An 18,099-nucleotide genomic window follows, 5' to 3' on the forward strand; every position below is an offset into this window, starting at 1 on the left:
GGTATCAAGCACCAGAAATGACCACGCCGCCCCGCCCGTTGTTTTCGTTGTTGTCGGCCCCCCGCCGCTGGGCCGGGCTGCTGGGCGTGCTGGCCCTGCCGGCCTGCTTTCAGCTGCGCGAGCCCGAGCCGTCGGCCACCGGCAGCGAGTGGATTCAGCCCACGCAAATTGACATTCTGCTGGCCAATTTTACCACGGCCGTGCAAAACGTGAACGTGGCCAACTACGAGCGCACCTTCAGCGGCCCCACCTACCGCTTCGTGCCCGACCCCACCAGCGCCGGCTCCTCGCCCGCCCTGTTTGCCAACTGGAGCGTGCCTGAGGAAACCACCTATTTCAGCAGCCTGCGCCGCCGCACGGCGAGCGGCGTCAAGAACACGCTGACCCTCACCGACCGCCGCGACCAGCTCTACACCGCCGACTCGGTGGAAGTATCGGCCCTGTACCAACTGCGGGTCACGCAGCAGGACACGGCCTTCCACGCGGGCCTTCTGCAGGGCAACATCCGCCTCATCCTGCGTCGCCGCAACAACGAGTGGCGCATCGTGGCCTGGCGCGACCAGCGCACCATGCCCGGCCTGTGCTGGACGGATTTAAAGAAATATTTCAGCTCGCATTAAGTGGGGAGGTGGGAAGCAAGTAAGTTGGGAGAATTGATAAAGAAGCAACGTCATGCCGAGCGCCGCCGGGGAATGACGTTCGTTCCTCCTTTGTCCTCTCACCTAATTGCCTGCTCCTTCTTACCATCTCCCTTTTTCCCTATTTCCCCATTCGTATATTTCGGCCTATGAAGCCGTTGCGCCCGTCATTCCCGGTTTTGCTGCAAGCGGGCATTGTCCTGATGCTGACGGTGCCGGCCTGCAACCCGTTTGCGCCGGCCCTGGACGAGGTGCCCACCGACCAGAACGCGCTGCTGGGCAATCCCGTCACGGTGCGAGGCTTTTTTGACCGCTTCCGGGCCGCTTACCAGCTGCGCGACTCCACGCTCTACGGGCAGCTGCTGTCGCCGAAGTTCAAGTTCACTTACCACGACTTTGCCGCCAACGTGGACCGCAGCTGGACGCGCGACGTGGACGCCAACACCACCTACCGCCTCTTCAAAGCTGCCCGCTCCACCAACTTGCAGTGGACGCAGTACCTGCCCACGTCCGACACGCTGGCCTCCGACACGCTGGTGAACGTGGAACGGTCCTTCCTGCTCACCATCGAGCAGCGCGACAACGAGCGGTTTTCCGGCTCCGGCACGGCCCGTCTGGTGCTGGTGCGCAAAAACCGCAACGACCCCTGGCGCATGCGCAGCTGGTACGACCGCAGCGAGTTCTGAGGCGCCAGCAGTACTTTATTGTACGAACCGAAACGTGGCTCGCACTGTATCAGAGGCAATTACTGGCAGCGAATACAAGTTAACCGTTGAGTCTTGTATGGTCTGGCCATTGCCTCCCAAGCGGCGCAGCGTGGCCGACTCACTCTTCCATCCTCCCCAATGGCTGCTGCGCCAAATCACGGTATCCAGCGAATTGGTCCTGAGCTTCATCCCGGCACCGATAACCAACTGTTGAAACCGGCTGCTTCGCAGCTGCACACGCAGCAAAATCACCGCGCGCTGGTCCGGCTGAAAATCCACCACGTTTTTTTGTCCGAGGACAATCTGGCGCCTTCTCAAGTCTCCTCCGACCGTGGGCGCAGCCGGGCCGGTCGTGCCCCAGGGTAAAAAATCCAGCCGGCGGTCCGTGTAGTCGGGGTCGCAGGAAACGGCATAATAGGCGCCCTTCTCGTTGTAGAAACTCAGGGTGTAGTATCCATCGGCGTCGGTCCGAGTGGTTTTCACTGCGGCAGTAAATGAGGGTCCGTGAAAACTGCCGTAATACGGTTCGATAGCCATCGGAACGCCAGCAAACGGGACTTTATCTGATTGACGCAGCACGCGGCCTTCCACCACCGTCAATTGGCCAGGGGCTTCCTTGTTCTCGCAGCCTATCAACAGCAGATTGAGCGGCAACGCCAATAGTGAGAGTACTGACAGCTGGATTTTCATCGTGATGTTGTGCGAAGGTCGCCCTCTAATGTACGGGCCAGGAGTTGGCTCGGCCTAACTCGGCGGGTTTCCTTTCGGTGCAGCCCTCTATCTTCCCGGCTTCAATTCAACTTCTATGACCGAACCCCAACCCGACCAGCCGCATTTTAAGCGCGCCATCAATCTTTTCGACGCCATTATGCTCGTGACGGGCAGCATGATAGGCTCGGGCATCTTCATCGTCTCGGCCGACATTGCGCGGCAGGTGGGCAGCGCGGGCTGGCTGCTGGTGGTGTGGCTGCTCACGGGTTTCATCACCATGGCGGGCGCCATCAGCTACGGCGAGCTGGCCAGCATGTTCCCCAAAGTGGGCGGGCAGTACGTGTACCTGCGCGAAGCCTTCGGGCGCCTCACGGCCTTTTTGTATGGCTGGTCGCTGTTTCTCGTCATTCAGACCGGCGTGATTGCCGCCGTGGCCGTAGCTTTTGCCAAGTTTACCGGCGTGCTGATTCCGTATTTCAGTGTAAAAAACGCCCTGTTTAGCGTGGGTGCGTTTGAATTCAGCACGGTGCAGCTGCTGGCCATTGTGCTCATCGTGGGCATCACGGCGCTGAACGCGCAGGGCGTGCGCACGGGCAAGCTCATCCAGAACGTGCTGGGCAGCACCAAGCTCATTGCGCTGGCGCTGCTCATCATCTTTGGCGTGGCCCTGGGCATCAACCACGAGGCCATTGCTGCCAACTTCGCCGATTTGTGGTCGGCCACCCGCTCGGCCGCACCGGGCGTGAACGCGCCCACCCTGCCCATCAGCGGCGGCGCGCTGGTCATTGCCATCGGCATGGCCATGACGGGCTCGCTGTTTTCGTCGGATTCCTGGAACAACATCGGCTTCGCGGGCGAGGAAATTCAGAACCCCGAGCGGACGCTGGTGCGCAGCATGGCCATCGGCACGGCCATCGTCACGGCGCTCTACATCCTCATCAACGTGGTGTACCTGCTGGTGCTGCCGCTGCACGGCTCGCCGGAGGCCACCACGCTGGCCGGCCGCGGCATTCGGTACGCTACCGACGACCGGGTGGCCACGGCCGTGGCCGAGTCGGTGCTGGGCCGCGCCGGGGCCTACGTCATGGCCGTGCTCATCATGCTCAGCACCTTCGGGGCCAACAATGGCATCATCCTCAGCGGCGCCCGCGCCTACTTCGCCATGGCCAAAGACGGCCTGTTTTTCCCCGGCCTGGCCCGGCTGAACGGGGCCGGCGTGCCCGGCCGCGCCCTGTGGGCCCAGTGCTTCTGGGCCTGCGTGCTGTGTTTGAGCGGCCGCTACGGCGACCTGCTCAACTACGTCATGTTCTCGGTGATTCTGTTTTATGTCATCACCATCATCGGCATTTTCGTGCTGCGCCGCACCCGGCCCGAGGCGCCCCGCCCCTACCGCGCCTGGGGCTACCCGCTGGTGCCGGGCCTCTACGTGCTGCTGGCCACCATGTTCTGCATCATCCTGCTCATCGCGCCCGACACGGCCGAGTTCTCGCGCCGCGGCCTGGGCCTGATGGCGCTGGGCCTGCCGGTATACTTCCTGTTTGGCCGCCGGTTTGGAAACACTGGCGCGTAGTCCCATCCCCTGTTCACATGAAAAGGCCCGGACTTTCCTAGGAAAGTCCGGGCCTTTTGCGTTGCGCAGCTGGAGCGGCTTAACGCCGGCGCGATTTGGCGCGCGGGGTCAGGGTCACGTTCACGGGCTGGCTGCCACGGCTGCGGATTTCTTCGTCTTCGTAGCCGCCGTAGCCGAAAATCAGGGTGTTGTCGGTGCCGGCGGGGACTTCCAGGGTGTAGTTGCCGTTGGCGTCGGTGCTGGTGCCTTTGCTGCTGCCGCGCAGCAGCACGGTGGCGCCCACCAGGGGCTTGCCGATTTCGTTTTCAATCTTGCCCGACACCGTGACGGTGCTGGGCGCGGCGGGTGCAGCGGGCTCGGCCACAGGGGCCGGGGCCGGAGCAGCTTCTACTGGGGCCGGGGCCGGCGTGGCAGGCGCGGCGGCAATCGGGGCCGCCGCGGCCGCCGCTACTGGCTTGGGAGCCGTAGCGGGCTTGGCCACGGGTTTCTCAGCGGCCGCCACCTCTGCTGCGGTTTCGGCAGTGGGGGCGGCTTTGAGGCCGGCGGCAATGCTGTCGGCGGCGGTGGGGGCGGTGGCCGTCACAGCGGCATCGTCGAGCATGAAGGTGGGCGTCACGCTGGCCAGGCCGCTGCCGCCGCCCTTGGGCAGGGCAATGTAGCCCACCACCAGGGCCAGAATCACGGCCCCCAGAATGTAGAGCAGCTTGTTGTTGCCACCCGAGGCCAGCTCTTCGTCCTGCGCCTCAAAATTGGGGTCGTAAGGTTCATTTTCAACGTTGGGTACATTGTCCGGATTCATCGTAACGACTGGTTAGCGTAAGGGTGGGAAAAGAAAAAGACAGAGAATGGGTATTATCCTAATACTCTTGTATCGGATATGTCCGGCAAGTTAAGCTTTTGCCGCGTTATCAAGGTATCGGCGCGGTTTTTTCTTTTTCTCTTTCTTTCTTCGCCAGTTCCGGCATGCAAAAAGCCGCTCCGCCCCACCCGGGCAGGTGGCGGCGAAGCGGCTTTTGCCGGCACGGGTAGCGGGGCCGCTACTCGTCGCTGATGCTTTCGTTGTTGCCGGCCGGCGTGGGCTTGCCGGTGGCGGCGTTCTCGCCAAAGGCCTGGTCGCGGGTGCGCAGGTTGTGGTCGAGTTCGTAGCTGCCCTCGGCCTCAAAGCCCGGGCCCTGGGCCTGCTCGCCGGCGTGGGCGTGGTCGTTGCCGCCCTGGGGGCTGGTTTCGGAGCCGCCGATGTGCAGGTTTTCGAGCTGGTCTTTTTGGTTGCTGCGCTGGGTGTAGCCGTTGGCGCCGGTGTTGCGGGCGGCCGAGGGGTCGTTGCTGGACTTGTTGTTGCTCTGGTCCTGCTGGTAGGCTTTCTGGCGCTCCAGCTCTTCGTTTTTCACGAAGTTTTTGTTTTCGGTGATGTCGGCGTGTTTGCCTTCGTTCGGGTCGGTGCCGTCGCCGGAAATATTATCGGGAATCATGGGCTGCGAGGTTAGGTGGAGGTGTTGGGTGCTGAAAGGCTTACGCAGCCCCCGCCTTTCCGTTACGCCGCCGGCCAAACCACGGCCCCGCGGGCCTGCGTAGATGCCCCCGCCCGTTTCCAGCACAGCAGTGGCCGGCGCCTGGGTGCAGCAGAAACTCTACATTTGGCCTTTGGCCCCTCACCTCACCCGCATGCACCTGGTTATCGTTGGCAATGGCATCACCGGCGTTTCGTGCGCGCTGGCCGTGCGCCGGCTGCGGCCCGAGGCGCGCATCACACTGGTATCGGCCGAAAGCCCGCTCCACTACTCGCGCACGGCCCTGATGTACGTGTACATGGGCCACCTGCGCCCGCAGGACATCAAGCCCTACGAAGACTGGTTCTGGGAGGAAAACCGCCTTATCCTGGTGCACGCCACCGCCACGGCCCTCAGCACCCGCGACCACCGCCTCACCCTCGACAACGGCACCATCCTCGCCTACGACCAGCTCCTGCTGGCCACCGGCTCCGAAAGCCGCCGTCCCGACTGGCCCGGCCAGCACCTGGCCGGCGTACAGGGCCTCTACGGCCTGCCCGACCTCGAAGCCATGGCCCGCGACACGCACGGCATCGGTCGGGGCGTGGTGGTGGGCGGCGGGCTCATCGGCGTGGAGCTGGCCGAAATGCTCCACTCCCGCGGCATCGAGCCGCTGGTGTTGGTGCGCGATGCTCACTATTGGGCCTCGGTGCTGCCGCCAGAAGAAGCCAACCTGGTAGACCGCCAGTTTGAAGAAAATCACGTGCCGGTGCGCTACTGCACCGAGCTCAGCGAAATTCTGGGCGATGCCCAGGGCCGCGTGCGGGCCGTGCGCACCACCGCCGGCGAGGAAATAGCCTGCCAGTGGGTGGGCCTGGCCGTGGGCGTGGCCCCCAACCTGGCCCTGGCCCGCACCGACCCGGCCGTGGAAACCGACCGCGGCATCCTCGTGGATGAGCACCTGCGCACCAGCGTGCCCAACGTGTGGGCGGCCGGCGACTGCGCCCAGCTCCGCCGGCCCGGCGCCGGCCAGGTGCCCATCGAGCAGCTCTGGTACACGGGCCGCATGCAGGGCGAAACCGTGGCGCACTCCCTCTGCGGGCAGCCCACGACCTACCGGCGCGGCGTGTGGTTCAACTCGGCCAAGTTCTTCAACCTGGAATACCAGACCTACGGCGAGGCGCCCGCCGGGCCGGTGCCGGGCGTCGAGAGTTTTTACTGGGAACATCCGTCAGCCCGGGCGGCGTTGCGGGTGTATTTCCGGGCCGCCGCGCCGCACGCGGTGCTGGGGTTCAACGCCCTGGGGCTGCGCCTGCGCCAGGCCGTGTGCGAGCAGTGGATACTGGCGCAGGCGCCCGTGACCACCGTGCTGGCCCACCTGGGTGCGGCTAATTTTGACCCCGAGTTTTTTCCGCAGCACGAGCCGGCCGTGCTGGCGGCGTTCCGCCGGCAGTTTCCGCAGCTGCCCGTGGCCCTGAAGCAGCGCAAAGGCCTCTGGGGCCTGCGCCTGCCGTTCACCACCTAATCCCCCACCCTTTTCCCGTGGATTTCTCCAAGCTATACCGCCCCTCGGCCCTCAACAGCTTCCAGTTCATCGCCCTCACCGGCCTGCTGATGAGCGCCGGCGCGCACCTGATTCTGCACTTTTTTGTGGGCCACACCCCCGAGGGCTTTAGCTGGCTCTACGTGTGCTGGACGGCCTTTTACATCTTGGGCACGCTGAAAAATGTGTTTGGCAAGCCCGACACGCATCACCACCACCATCACTAAGGGGCCGCCGGAAGGTACCGCCAAGAAAGTGCTTGCATCCCTCGCTCTGCTGAGCAGGACACCCCATTACCACCATTTCCAAAAGCCAACATGACCACCGCGCCTCCGCTGCCCGCCGCGCCCCCAGCCGAAAAACTCACCTTGGCCGTGGTGGCGGCTGGCCTGCTGGCCCTGCTGCTGGCCCTGGCCGATGCCGACGCCGGCCGCCAAGGCCTGTGGTTCTACCTGGCGCTGGCGCTGGTGAGCGGCGGCACGCTGGCCTGGAGCTGGCTGAAATTTGGCGGCGCGCCCGCCGGAGTGCAGCACCACAACCTGTGGCTGCGCGCCAGCACCGGGCGCGGCGCCGTGGCCTGGGTCACGGGGCTGGTGCTCACCGGGTTCTACGTGGTGCTGTACTGGTACAGCGGCGACGATGGCCACGGCCATTTCGGTCCGCTCGACCACCTAGTGCACGCCCTCGACGGGTTCAGCCAGTGGCTGCGCGCCCGGCCCGCCGACCAGTGGTTTCTCTACGGCACGTTCTACACGCTGGCCGTGCTGCTCATGGGCGGCCGGGCGCTCTGGAAATACCGGCACTCGCGCTACCAGCTCATCCGCACGGCGTCGGTGATGTTTTTTCAGCTGGGGTTCGCTTTTATCATCCCGGGCGTGCTGCTCTTTTTTCAGCAGCCGGAGTTCTACTTCTCGTATTTCTGGCCGCTCAAGTACGACTACCTCTTTCCGGGCACGGTGACGGGCCTGCTGCAGAATGGGGGGCTGGGCGTGTTCATGGTGTTTTGGGGCGCGGTGATGTCGCTGCTGGCCACGCCGGTGCTCACGTATTTCTTCGGCAAACGCTGGTATTGCTCGTGGGTGTGCGGCTGCGGTGGCCTGGCCGAAACCGCCGGCGACCCCTACCGCCAGCTTTCCGACAAAAGCCGCGCCGCCTGGCGCTGGGAAGTGCGGCTCATCTACCCCATACTGGGTCTCATCGTGGCCATCACGGCGCTGCTGTGGGTGCATTTTGCCACGGGCGGCACCCTGCTGGGCCAGGCCGGCACCGTGGCAGCCAAGTGGTACGGCTTCGCCATCGGCTCGGTGTTTTCGGGCGTGATTGGGGTGGGCTTCTACCCCATCATGGGCTCGCGGGTGTGGTGCCGTTTCGGCTGCCCCATGGCGGCCTACCTGGGCCTGTTGCAAAAGCACTTTTCCCGCTTCCGCATCAGCACCAACGGGGGGCAGTGCATTTCGTGCGGCAACTGCTCCAACGTGTGCGAGATGGGCATCGACGTGAAGCAGTACGCCCAGCGCGGCGAGCCCATCATCCGGGCCGCGTGCGTGGGCTGCGGCCTGTGCAGCACGGCCTGCCCCCGCGGCGTGCTCAACCTGGAAAACGGCCCGCGCCAAGGCCGCTACCAAGGCACGCAGCTGATTCACGCCGACTCGCTGCGCATCCTTTCCTAACCACTGCGCGAGGCTTTAACTCTATTGCTGCCGGCGCTTGAGGTGCAGCTCAATCATGCGGGTGTCTTCGTCGCTCCACACAAAGCTGCGGATGTTTTCGACGCGCAACACGGTCAGGCCGTCGGGCTCGCCGTATTCGGTGTAGCACTCCAGCAGCAGCTCCTGTTCCGTGAACTGCCGGATGTAGCCGTACAAATCGGCCCCCACCTGCGAGGTCAGGTACACGAGCTGGCCCGCCTCCATGGCGCGCGACAAGAGCAGCGGAATGGTGAGGTATTCCTGCTCCATGAACGCGGGCGACTTGATGCCGGCGTACACCTTGTCGAGGTTATCTTCCTTGAGCTCGATGTTGCGGATGTACCGGTCGTCGAAATCGAGCTGGAAGATTTCTTCCAGGTTGAAGGACTGGATGCCGGTTTGCATGCCATCGCGGTTGATGACGCGCATCATCATCAGCTCGTCGCTGAAGTTGATGACGTAGCCCACCGAGAAGCGGCCCTCCGATTGCGTGGTGCGCACGCCAAGCAGGCGTTTTTCCTGCTGCGCACGCTTAAACATCTCTATAAATAGTTCGGACATGGCGGCAGAAAGCGTAGCAATGTTGGTGACGGCTGGCGTGATGCAGCCCGTTATTTCAAGCCGCAAAATTACAATCAAGCTGATGCATACGCCAATACTAACTGCTCATTTACTGATAAATGGTGGACCCGCTGCATGCAAGCACCCGTGCTATTAACGGTTTTTGCTTGCGCTAAGCTTCTCCGTGTGCCAACGTCTTAGCCCAGGCTTTCGCCCGCCCCGCTCAGCCTCAACGCCTTCTATCGCAGAAAGGCCAGCAAGGCCTTGTCGAACTGCGCCGGCACTTCCAGGTGCGGGATGTGGCCCACGTTGGGCAGCTCCACCAGCCGGGCGCCCTTGATGTGGGCGGCCGTGCGGCGGCCCAGGGCCGGGTATTGGCCCAGCTGCGCCAGCGTTTTGGGGTCTTTCACCAGGGCTTTGCCCACCACGGTGCGGTCGGCCTGGCCGATGATGAGCAGCGTGGGCACGGCAATGCGGTTGAATTCGTAGCTCACCGGCTGCTGGTATATCATGTCGAAGGTGAGGGCGTTGGCGCGCGCCACTTTCGCAAAATCGGGGCTTTGGGTTTGGGCCGCCAGCGGCAGCAGCCACTGGTCGTGGGCGGCGGGGTAGCCGTTGGGGTAATACGTGGCGTGGTACTTGCGGATGCTGGCCTCGGTGCTCTTGCGCTCGGTGGCCTCGGCCTGGTCCACGGTTTGGAAGGGCACGCCCACGCGGTAGTCTTCGAGGCCGATGGGGTTTTCGAGCACCAGCTTTTCGGTGGTTTCCGGGTACAGCAGGGCAAAGCGCGTGGCCAGCATGCCGCCCATGCTGTGGCCCACCACCACGGCTTTTTTCACGCCCAGCGTATCGAGCAGGCGCTTCGTGTTGCGGGCCAGCTGGTGGAAGGAGTAGTGAATGTCGGCTTTGTCGGATTTGCCGAAGCCAATCTGGTCGGGCACCACCACCCGAAAGCCCGCCGCCGCCAGCGTCCGGATGGTTTCGCGCCAGTAGGCCCCGAAGAAATTCTTGCCGTGCAGCAGCACCACGGTGCGGCCGTTGGCCCGGGCCGTGGCGGGCACGTCCATGTAGGCCATGCGCAGGGCCTGGCCTTCAATGCGCAGCGGCAAAACCCTGACCGGAAACGGGTAGTCGTACCCGTCCAGCGTGGCGTTGAGCGGGGCCATTTGGGCCGAAGCCGGCGCGCCCGCCAGCAGCAGGGGCAGCACCAGAAGCAAAAGAAAACGAAGCATCGCCAATTCAATCGGTGAATTGGCGTGTACGTCAAAACTGCCGGCGGCACTTAAAAATTTTTCCCTTGGCCCCAGTATGGGCTGTGCGCTACGGCTAAGCCGGCAGTCCTTCCAGCACTTTTTTGGCGTTGCTCACGTGGTCGGTGGCGCCGCTCAGTGAGTTAAAGATGTACTGAATCACGCCGTGCTTGTCAATCACAAACGTGACGCGGCCGGGCAGCAGCCCCAGCAGGGCCCGGGGCACTTCGTAGAGCTTGCGCACCTTGCCGTCGGCATCGGCCAGCAGCTCGAAGGGCAGGCGGTGCTTCTGCGTAAATTTCTGGTGCGAAGCTTCGCTGTCGGAGCTCACCCCCACCACTTCGGCGCCCAGGTCTTTAAAATCCTCGTACTGGTCGCGAAACGAACAGGCTTCGGCCGTGCAGCCGGGCGTGTCGTCTTTGGGGTAGAAGTACAGCACCACGTGCCGGCCGCGCTGGTCGGCGAGGCGAAAGGTGGCGCCACTGGTGGTGGTGAGCGTAAAATCGGGGGCGAGTTGGCCTACTTGAAGCATCGGGTTTGGGCTTAAAAAAAGGGCCGCACGGCGGCGGCACGGTGCTGCTTTACGGCGGCGGGAGCATCTTTGTGGTGCATAGAGCACCGACGGCCCTTTTTTGTTTGGCGGCGGCTGGTGTCTGCGCTGCCCTCTTCATGCCCCAGCCCCGCATCAGCGTCATCATTCCGGCCCACAACGAAGCCAACGCCATTGGCCTGGTGCTGGCCGAAATTCCGGCCGGCCTGGTGCAGGAAGTGGTGGTGGTCGACAACAATTCGACCGACGGCACCAGCCCCGCGGCCCGGGCCGCCGGTGCCACCGTGCTGCACGAGCCCCGCCCCGGCTACGGCCACGCCTGCCTGGCGGGCATGGCGTACGTCTTCGGCAAGCCCCAATCCGAACAGCCCGACATCGTCGTATTTCTCGACGGTGACCATTCCGATTTCCCCGACCAGATGCCCGACCTGCTGGCGCCGCTGCTGCGCGGCAAGGCCGACCTCGTGATAGGGTCGCGGGCCTTGGGCGAGCGCGAAAAAGGCGCCCTGCTGCCCCAGCAGCGCTTTGGCAACTGGCTGGCGGCGCGGCTGCTCAACCTGCGCTACCGCGGCAACGTCACCGACCTGGGCCCGTTTCGCGCCATCCTCGCCCCCGCCCTGCTGGCCATCGGCATGGAAGACAAAACCTATGGCTGGACGGTAGAAATGCAAGTGAAAGCCTTCCGCCAGGGCCTGCGGGTGGTGGAGGTGCCCGTGCGCTACCGCAAGCGCATCGGCACGAGCAAGGTGTCGGGCACGGTGCGCGGCACCCTGGGGGCCGGCTACAAGATTCTATGGACCATATTCCGGTATTGGTAATGCATCACGCAAACGTCTGTCATCCTGAGCTTGCGAAGGATTTTACCACGACTGAACACTAACCTCATTTATGGCGCAGGCGTGATACGGTCCTTCGCAAGCTCAGGATGACAGACGTTTTTAGATTACTCCACGCTTCTTTGCCTTCCCGTTAATGCCCGTTCTGCCCATTTTGCTGGTGGCGGTTTACGGGCTGTGCCTGCTATTTATTCTGGGCTTTAGCGTGGGGCAATGGCAGCTCACGCGCCTGGCCCGGCGCGCTTACGCCACCCCGCCCGCCCCTGCCCCTCCGATGCCAGCCGCCTGGCCCCGCGTGACGGTGCAGTTGCCCCTCTACAACGAGCAAAACGTGGTGGAGCGCGTCATTGACGCCACGGCCGCCCTCGACTACCCTTCTGAATTGCTGCACATTCAGGTGCTCGACGACTCCACCGACGCCACCGTGGCCTTGGCCGCGGCGCGCGTGGCACACCACGCCGCCCGCGGCCTGCGCATCAGCCACGTGCATCGCACCAACCGCGAGGGGTTCAAGGCCGGCGCCCTGCGCGATGGGCTGCTGAAAACCGACGGCGAATACGTGGCCATTTTCGATGCCGATTTCGTGCCCGAGGCCGATTTTCTGCGCCGCACCGTGCCGTACTTCCTGCAGGATGCGCGCATTGGCGTGGTGCAAACGCGCTGGGGCCACCTCAACGAAAACGAGTCGCTGCTGACGCGGCTGCAGGCTTTCGGGCTCGATGCGCACTTTCTCATCGAGCAAGTAGGCCGCACGTTCGCGGGTTTTTTCATCAATTTCAACGGCACGGGCGGGGTATGGCGCCGCGCCTGCATCGACGATGCCGGCGGCTGGCACACCGACACCCTGACCGAAGACCTCGACCTGAGCTACCGGGCCCAACTGCGTGGGTGGCGTTTCGTGTACCGCCCCGAGATAGTGGCCCCCGCCGAACTGCCCGCCGTGATGGACGCCCTCAAGTCGCAGCAGTTCCGCTGGACCAAGGGCGCGGCCGAGACGGCCCACAAGCACCTGGGGCCCGTGTGGCGCTCGGCGCAGCCGCTGGGCGTGAAGCTGCAGGCCTCGTTTCACCTGCTCAACAGCTCGGTGTACGTCGTTATCATGCTCATGGCGCTGCTCAGCGTGCCGCTGGTGTTTGTGCGGGCCCAGTTCCGCGAGTACAAGGTGGTGTTTCAGCTGGCGTCGGTGTTTCTGGTGGGCTTCACGCCGCTCATCTACTACTACTATTCGGCCTGGCGCCTGGCGCACCCCGATAAGCCGCTGTGGCGCTACCCGGGCTTCTTTCTGCTGTTTTTGTCGGTCTCGATGGGCCTGGCCCTGCACAACGCCCGCGCCGTGATACTGGGCTGGCTGGGCCGGCGCACCCCGTTTGTGCGCACGCCCAAGTCCGGCACGGCGCCCGTGGCCCGTCGCCGCCGCTACCGCACGGGTGGCGTGGGCCCGCTGGTGGCCCTCGAAGGCCTGCTGGCTGCGTATTTTGGCTTCGGCCTGGGGGCGGGCATCTACTTCGACGACTTCGGCCTGCTGCCCTTTCACAGCTTGCTGACGCTGGGCTTCGCGGCCATTTTCTATTACTCGGTGCGCCATGCCCGCTAAGTTTCCTTCGCTTTCGCAATGCGCGGCGCTGCTGCTTTCGGGCGGCGCCTACGCGGCCCTGGCCTACGCCACGCCCCGCCCGCAGTTTGGGCAGCTGCTGGGGCTGTTTGCGATGGCGCTGGGAGCCTATGCCTGGCTGCTGCGCAGCCGGCTGCCGGTACGCTGGGGCCTAGCGGCGGCGCTGGCGTTTCGGCTGCTGTGGCTGCCGGCCCAGCCGGCCCTGTCCGACGACGTGTACCGCTTCCGTTGGGACGGCCTGCTGGTAGCCAACGGCGTGAACCCCTTCCGCTTTCGGCCCGATGAGCTGATTGCCAACGGCGCCCGCCGCGCCGTGCCCGATGCCGCCCGCCGCGCCGCCCTGCTGCCCGAGCTGCAGCAGCTGTACCGGCAGCTCAACTCGCCGCATTACTACTCGGTGTACCCGCCGGTGTGCCAGTTTGCGTTTGGCACGGCAGCGCGGCTGTTTCCCACGTCAGAGGCAGGCTTTGCGGCGTGTTTGCGCGCGGTCGTGCTGCTGGCGGAGATGGGCACTGCTTGGCTGCTGCTGGCGCTCCTACCCGTGCTCGGCTGGCCGGCGCGGCGCGCCTTGCACTACCTGTTGCATCCCCTGGTTATCGTGGAGCTCACCGGCAACCTGCACTTCGAAGGCGTGGTTTTTGGCTTCATCCTGTTGGCGCTGTGGCTGCTGAGCCGGCAAAAATGGGCAGCCTCGGCCGGGGCGCTGGGGCTGGGCGTGGCCACCAAGCTGCTGCCACTGCTCGTGCTGCCGCTACTGGTGCGGCGGCTGGGCGTCCGGCGCTTTGCCTTATACACAGCCCTGGCCCTGGGCACGTTGGCGGTGCTCTTTGGGCCGTTTCTGTCGGTTGATTTGTTCGAGAACATTGCCCGCAGCCTCAAGCTGTACTTCCGCAGCTTTGAGTTCAACGCCAGCGTGTATTACCTGCTGCGGCCCATCGGCTATTGGCTTACCTCTTATAACCAGATTGCCGTTATCGGGCCAGCCCTGGCATTCTTAAGCGGACTGTTGGGCCTGGCCCTGGCTTGGCGTGAGCGGCGGCCCACGTTGGCTTTGCTGCCGGCCACCCTGCTGCTGCTGCTCACGGCTTACTACGCGCTGGCCACCACCGTGCACCCTTGGTATCTCACGCTGCTGGTGGGCATTAGCGTATTTACGCGGTTCCGCTACGCCCTGGTGTGGGGCGGGCTGGCAATACTTTCTTATGCCGCCTACCGCACGGCAGACTACGCCGAAAACCTGTGGCTGGTGGCGCTGGAATACGCCGGCATGTATGCCGTGCTGGTTTGGGAACTGGCCTGGCGGCCCGCGCCCGCGCCCGCGCCCGCGCCGTAGCGGCTATTGGTAGCAAAGCAGTTGCGGCGGCCTAGGCCATACTCCGGCCTATTTGGGCCAGTAGGCGTAGCGGCGCACTCCTTTAAGCTGCAGGTTGCGGCCGTCCCAAGTGGTTTGGTGCAGCAGGACGTTAGGATATTCTTTGGCGAAGAGGTAGGTATTTGCCTTGTCCGGGGCCAGTTGAATGCTGACCCGCCAAGCGGCCGGGTTTTGCTTATCGGCGGGCACGTCGGCCGTGGTGAGGCGGGCTTGGTAATACACCGGCGGCTTGGCACGGTTGGTCTGCTGCAGGTCCATCACCACCAGCTTGAAAGCAGGCAGGGAGCCAAATTTCAGGCTGCGCAGCGTGTAGGGCAAGGCGTCTTCCAGAAACACGTCGCGGCGCAGGTCCCGGTTGCTGTTGCCTTCGCCGTCCCAGTACGAGTGGTACCACATTTCGAAGTTCACGCCGTCGTCGATGATGGACTTGAACGTGTTGCCGCACCACTCCTGCGAGGAAGTGGTCATTTTGTAGAGCGCCACGGGCTGGTCGCGCCGGAAAAAGAGCGACGTCAGGTAGTGGTACGGGTACTGGTCGGTTGGAATGGCGCAAAACTGGTTGATTTTCATCACCGGGAACAAGTCCTGGCGCTGGTAGTCGTCGGTTTTGACGTTAAACTGTTGGTTGAATTCCTCCTTCACCGTAATCATGGTGTACGCAAAGCGGCGCGGCTTTTTGTACACCACGCGCTCGGCGTCGTAGGTGGCCACTTCGGCCAGGCCGTCTTCCCACAGCTTGCGCATGGCCCAGTTTTGGTCGAAGTGCGGCAGCACCGCCTGCAGAGCTTGCGCCGATACCGGCGCCCGGCCCGCGGCCGGCTCATTGTTAGGGGCGTGGCAGCCGGCCAGGCCAGTGCTGAGCAGAATCGAAAACAAAGCCGTCCGGTAAGGCGAGCGTGGCATGGAAAACAATGAAATGAAAACGGCGGGTGCACCTGCCGGCCCGGCACCTTCGGAAAGGCGATGCGCCAAGGCCGGCAAATGCATACGCGACAACCAGGGGGCACGGACTTATGCCCCCCAATATTAGCGGGTAGAACTGCTATTAATACGTCTTGCGGCCGCGCCTTAGCCAAGCGCCCCATAGCGCCGAGTAGGGATGCACGTTGGGCGTAGGCCCCTGGGCGTTCACCACCGGGTAGCCCTCGTTCACCCACTCAAACAGGCCGCCGTAGAGGTTGCTCACGTGCTCGAAGCCCAGGCTGCGCAGCCGCTCGCCCAGGCGCTCGCTGCGGGCGCCCACCGAGCAGTACACCACCACCGGGCGGTGGCGGTCAACGCCCGCGAAATCCAGCGTGGCCACCGCGTCATACGGCACCAGTTGGGCACCGCTCAGATGGCTCACGCCGTACTCGGCGGGCGTGCGCACATCGAGCAGCAGCGGGGCATCGGGTCCGGCCAGGGCGCGGGCCAGCGCGGCGGGCGCCACCGTGGGCACGGTGTGCTTGTACAGCAGCTGCAGCATGCGGCGGTAGGCCGCCGAGGGCCGCGCCTCCCCGGCCGAATCGGGGCCGCAGCCGCTCAGGCCGAAAACGCCCAAGAGCAGGCAGGAAGACGCGACGAAGGCAAACGACATGGACTCAACAAAACCGGCCAGGCGCCGCGATTTACATGGACAGTTCTTTGGCTTTGTTCATCATCATGGTAGCGTGCACCAGCGTGGCCCCGCCCTTGATGGCGGCCCCCACGTGCACGGCTTCCATCATTTCGGTTTCGTCCACGCCTTTCTGCAGGGCGTCGGAAGTGTAGGCATCGATGCAGTACGGGCACTGCACCACGTGCGCCACGGCCAGCGCAATCAACGACTTTTCGCGCTCGGAGAGGGCGCCTTCTTTGAAGACTTCGCCGTAGTAGTCGAAGAATTTGCGGCCCATCTCGGGCTGCCAGTCGCTGATTTTTCCAAATTTGGCGAGGTCGGCGGGGTTGTAGTAGCTGCTCATGTGTTGGCGGGGTTGGGAAGAAATAAAAGGTGTGGCGTGCGTTAGGTGCGGCGCACGTGAATGCGCACCCGCTGCCCGTCCTCGGTGGTGGTGGGCATCACGTCGATGCGGTCGGCTTCGTCGTAGTAGGCGGCCAGCCCGCGCACAATGCCCACGGCCAGGCCGCCCATGCGGCGCGGCGACACGTAGTCGATGTACAACTCGTCGGGGCCGATGCGGGTGACGTCGAGCACGGGCGGGGCGTTTTCGGCGTGCTCCTGGCGCACCTGCCGGTGCATGGTGTGCTCGGTGTGCTCCAGCATGTCCAGGGTTTTCCACTCGGGCTTCAGCAGCTTCTGGTACATGTACATGAGGTCGGGCACGAGGTACTCGCCAAACTTTTCGTGCAGTTCGCCGGGCGGCAAGCCGGTCATCTCGGCGGCGTGGCCCACCAGGGCGTACAGGTGCTCGTCGGGATAAGCGGTTTTGTGGTCAAACTCGAGGTGCTCCAACCCCGAAAGCTCCATCAGCTTCACCCAGGTGCTGTGGTCGTATTGCGTTTGCACGTAGCGCTTGAGCAGGGTCAAAATGGTGCCGTGCATAAACTTGGAAATACCTGTTTACTAAATAAACAATTACCGCCCATCGGCCGGGTTGGCTAACGGGCGGTAACGTTCGGGAAGCGGTTAGCCGGTGCAAGTTAGCAGCCGGCTTTCCTTTTTTGGGAGGCGCGGCCGTTAGATGTTCCCAACCACGGTCATCGTGCTCAGGGTCGGGTTCACGCTGCCGCCAGCAGGCTCCACGGTCATGGCAAAGGTTTGGGCGCTGGCAATGTCTTTCATGGCCTGCAGGCCTTCGCCGGTGGCGGTGGCCGCCGTCAGCACGCCCGCGTCAATCGGCTTGCCCTTGTCGAGGGCCCACAGCTGGTACTGCTTGCCGGCCGGCAGCGCGGGCAGGCTTTTCACGTCGACGTATACCTTGTGCGTGGCCGGGTTGAACAGCACCCGGGCGTGCGCCGTGGGCGCGGTTTTGGTGCCGGCCAGGGCCACGGCGCGGAATTCGTCGTTGCGCAGCACCTGGTTTTCCTGGCGCAGGTCGCCCACCTGCCGGTTCAGCACCGTGGTGGTGGTGGCAAAGCGGGCCTTCTCGTTTTGCAGGGCCACGAGGTCAGAACTGGCGTCTTTCCAGCGCGAATACAGCAGAAAGTTGGCGCCCAAGCTCAGCAGCAGCGCCACCGAGGCGGCCATGGCCCACAGGGAGCGCGCCGGGGCCTCGGCCGCCGGCGTGAGCGTCCGATTCACGGCCTCGCCATAGCTAACGGGTTGGGTCGAAATAACGGGAGCAGAGGGGTTCTGAGCCGCTGCGTCGACGTCGGCGCGCAGCGAGGCGTTGGGGGTCGAATTGGCGGCGGGCGCGGCAATCTGGGCCATCACGTTGTGCAGCACCCGCTCGCGCATGCCGGCGGGCGGCGTCAGGGCGTGGGCTTCGGCGTACACGCCGAAGGCAAGCTGAACCTGCTGTAGCTCCTCGCGGACCTCCGGGTGCCGGGCAGCCATGGCTTCCACGGCGGCCTGCTCGGCCGGCGAAAGCTCTCCGAGAGCGTACTGCTCCAGAATGCCCGATTCTATATAGTCTTGGATGTTTTCCACGATTGG

General features: G+C 64.1%; 20 protein-coding genes. 9 read left to right on the forward strand and 11 right to left on the reverse strand.

The window, feature by feature from the left end; all coding sequences use genetic code 11:
• Nucleotides 1–17 precede the first annotated feature (17 nt).
• Nucleotides 18–620: a hypothetical protein gene (locus JAO73_RS09725; RefSeq protein WP_198976869.1), complete on the forward strand. Its 603-nt coding sequence runs from the start codon at nt 18–20 to the stop codon at nt 618–620.
• 167 nt (nt 621–787) lie between these two features.
• The gene (locus tag JAO73_RS09730) at nt 788–1,324 is read left to right on the forward strand and encodes a hypothetical protein (RefSeq protein WP_198976870.1); all 537 of its coding nucleotides are present in this window, start codon (nt 788–790) and stop codon (nt 1,322–1,324) included.
• 15 nt (nt 1,325–1,339) lie between these two features.
• On the opposite strand, the gene JAO73_RS09735 is transcribed toward JAO73_RS09730, so the two are convergent.
• A complete protein-coding gene (locus JAO73_RS09735; protein WP_198976871.1) occupies nt 1,340–2,035 on the reverse strand; it encodes a hypothetical protein in 696 nt (231 codons plus the stop codon).
• A gap of 115 nt (nt 2,036–2,150) precedes the next feature.
• Here JAO73_RS09735 and JAO73_RS09740 point away from each other — a divergent pair, with 115 nt between their 5' ends.
• Nucleotides 2,151–3,626: an APC family permease gene (locus tag JAO73_RS09740; RefSeq protein ID WP_198976872.1), complete on the forward strand. Its 1,476-nt coding sequence runs from the start codon at nt 2,151–2,153 to the stop codon at nt 3,624–3,626.
• Nucleotides 3,627–3,705: 79 nt separating this feature from the next.
• Here the strand turns inward: JAO73_RS09740 and JAO73_RS09745 are convergent, their stop codons facing one another.
• On the reverse strand, nt 3,706–4,425 hold the full coding sequence (locus tag JAO73_RS09745; protein ID WP_198976873.1) for a carboxypeptidase-like regulatory domain-containing protein: 720 nt from the start codon (nt 4,423–4,425) through the stop codon (nt 3,706–3,708).
• 238 nt (nt 4,426–4,663) lie between these two features.
• Nucleotides 4,664–5,095 carry a hypothetical protein gene (locus JAO73_RS09750; protein WP_198976874.1) on the reverse strand — a complete coding sequence of 144 codons (432 nt, stop codon included), beginning with the start codon at nt 5,093–5,095 and terminating at the stop codon, nt 4,664–4,666.
• Nucleotides 5,096–5,267: 172 nt separating this feature from the next.
• Between JAO73_RS09750 and JAO73_RS09755 the strand changes: the two genes are divergently transcribed.
• From JAO73_RS09755 to JAO73_RS09765, 3 genes are all read left to right on the forward strand, one after another.
• Nucleotides 5,268–6,638, forward strand: coding sequence for an NAD(P)/FAD-dependent oxidoreductase (locus JAO73_RS09755; protein WP_233169083.1), 1,371 nt, complete (start codon nt 5,268–5,270; stop codon nt 6,636–6,638).
• Nucleotides 6,639–6,655: 17 nt separating this feature from the next.
• Complete coding sequence (locus tag JAO73_RS09760; protein ID WP_190922356.1) at nt 6,656–6,883, forward strand: hypothetical protein; 228 nt, start codon at nt 6,656–6,658, stop codon at nt 6,881–6,883.
• A gap of 90 nt (nt 6,884–6,973) precedes the next feature.
• The gene (locus JAO73_RS09765; RefSeq protein WP_198976875.1) at nt 6,974–8,326 is read left to right on the forward strand and encodes a 4Fe-4S binding protein; all 1,353 of its coding nucleotides are present in this window, start codon (nt 6,974–6,976) and stop codon (nt 8,324–8,326) included.
• A 21-nt stretch (nt 8,327–8,347) separates the two neighbouring features.
• Here the strand turns inward: JAO73_RS09765 and JAO73_RS09770 are convergent, their stop codons facing one another.
• From JAO73_RS09770 to JAO73_RS09780, 3 genes are all read right to left on the reverse strand, one after another.
• Entirely contained in the window at nt 8,348–8,905 is a 558-nt protein-coding gene (locus tag JAO73_RS09770) for a hypothetical protein (protein WP_198976876.1), read from the reverse strand.
• 239 nt (nt 8,906–9,144) lie between these two features.
• A complete protein-coding gene (locus JAO73_RS09775) occupies nt 9,145–10,137 on the reverse strand; it encodes an alpha/beta fold hydrolase (RefSeq protein WP_198976877.1) in 993 nt (330 codons plus the stop codon).
• Between the two features lie 94 nt (nt 10,138–10,231).
• A complete protein-coding gene (locus tag JAO73_RS09780; RefSeq protein ID WP_198976878.1) occupies nt 10,232–10,687 on the reverse strand; it encodes a peroxiredoxin in 456 nt (151 codons plus the stop codon).
• Between the two features lie 137 nt (nt 10,688–10,824).
• Here JAO73_RS09780 and JAO73_RS09785 point away from each other — a divergent pair, with 137 nt between their 5' ends.
• The 3 genes from JAO73_RS09785 (at nt 10,825) to JAO73_RS09795 (ending at nt 14,486) form a co-directional block, all read left to right on the forward strand.
• Complete coding sequence (locus tag JAO73_RS09785; RefSeq protein ID WP_198976879.1) at nt 10,825–11,523, forward strand: glycosyltransferase family 2 protein; 699 nt, start codon at nt 10,825–10,827, stop codon at nt 11,521–11,523.
• A gap of 154 nt (nt 11,524–11,677) precedes the next feature.
• Complete coding sequence (locus JAO73_RS09790; RefSeq protein ID WP_198976880.1) at nt 11,678–13,135, forward strand: glycosyltransferase; 1,458 nt, start codon at nt 11,678–11,680, stop codon at nt 13,133–13,135.
• Nucleotides 13,125–14,486 (forward strand): MptA/MptB family glycosyltransferase, encoded by a 1,362-nt coding sequence (locus JAO73_RS09795; RefSeq protein ID WP_198976881.1) that lies wholly within the window; start codon nt 13,125–13,127, stop codon nt 14,484–14,486. Before JAO73_RS09790 ends, JAO73_RS09795 begins: the two co-directional genes overlap by 11 nt.
• Before the next feature lie 48 nt (nt 14,487–14,534).
• Here the strand turns inward: JAO73_RS09795 and JAO73_RS09800 are convergent, their stop codons facing one another.
• From JAO73_RS09800 to JAO73_RS09820, 5 genes are all read right to left on the reverse strand, one after another.
• A complete protein-coding gene (locus JAO73_RS09800; protein ID WP_198976882.1) occupies nt 14,535–15,428 on the reverse strand; it encodes a hypothetical protein in 894 nt (297 codons plus the stop codon).
• Between the two features lie 142 nt (nt 15,429–15,570).
• On the reverse strand, nt 15,571–16,101 hold the full coding sequence (locus JAO73_RS09805; protein ID WP_198976883.1) for a rhodanese-like domain-containing protein: 531 nt from the start codon (nt 16,099–16,101) through the stop codon (nt 15,571–15,573).
• A gap of 31 nt (nt 16,102–16,132) precedes the next feature.
• Nucleotides 16,133–16,465: an arsenosugar biosynthesis-associated peroxidase-like protein gene (locus tag JAO73_RS09810; RefSeq protein ID WP_190922289.1), complete on the reverse strand. Its 333-nt coding sequence runs from the start codon at nt 16,463–16,465 to the stop codon at nt 16,133–16,135.
• A gap of 41 nt (nt 16,466–16,506) precedes the next feature.
• Nucleotides 16,507–17,046, reverse strand: a complete 540-nt coding sequence (locus JAO73_RS09815) for a heme NO-binding domain-containing protein (RefSeq protein WP_198976884.1) — start codon at nt 17,044–17,046, stop codon at nt 16,507–16,509.
• Between the two features lie 135 nt (nt 17,047–17,181).
• Complete coding sequence (locus JAO73_RS09820) at nt 17,182–18,093, reverse strand: anti-sigma factor (RefSeq protein ID WP_198976885.1); 912 nt, start codon at nt 18,091–18,093, stop codon at nt 17,182–17,184.
• Nucleotides 18,094–18,099: the final 6 nt, after the last annotated feature.

It is taken from the genome of Hymenobacter miniatus (genome assembly GCF_016427455.1).
GTDB lineage: Bacteria > Bacteroidota > Bacteroidia > Cytophagales > Hymenobacteraceae > Hymenobacter > Hymenobacter armeniacus.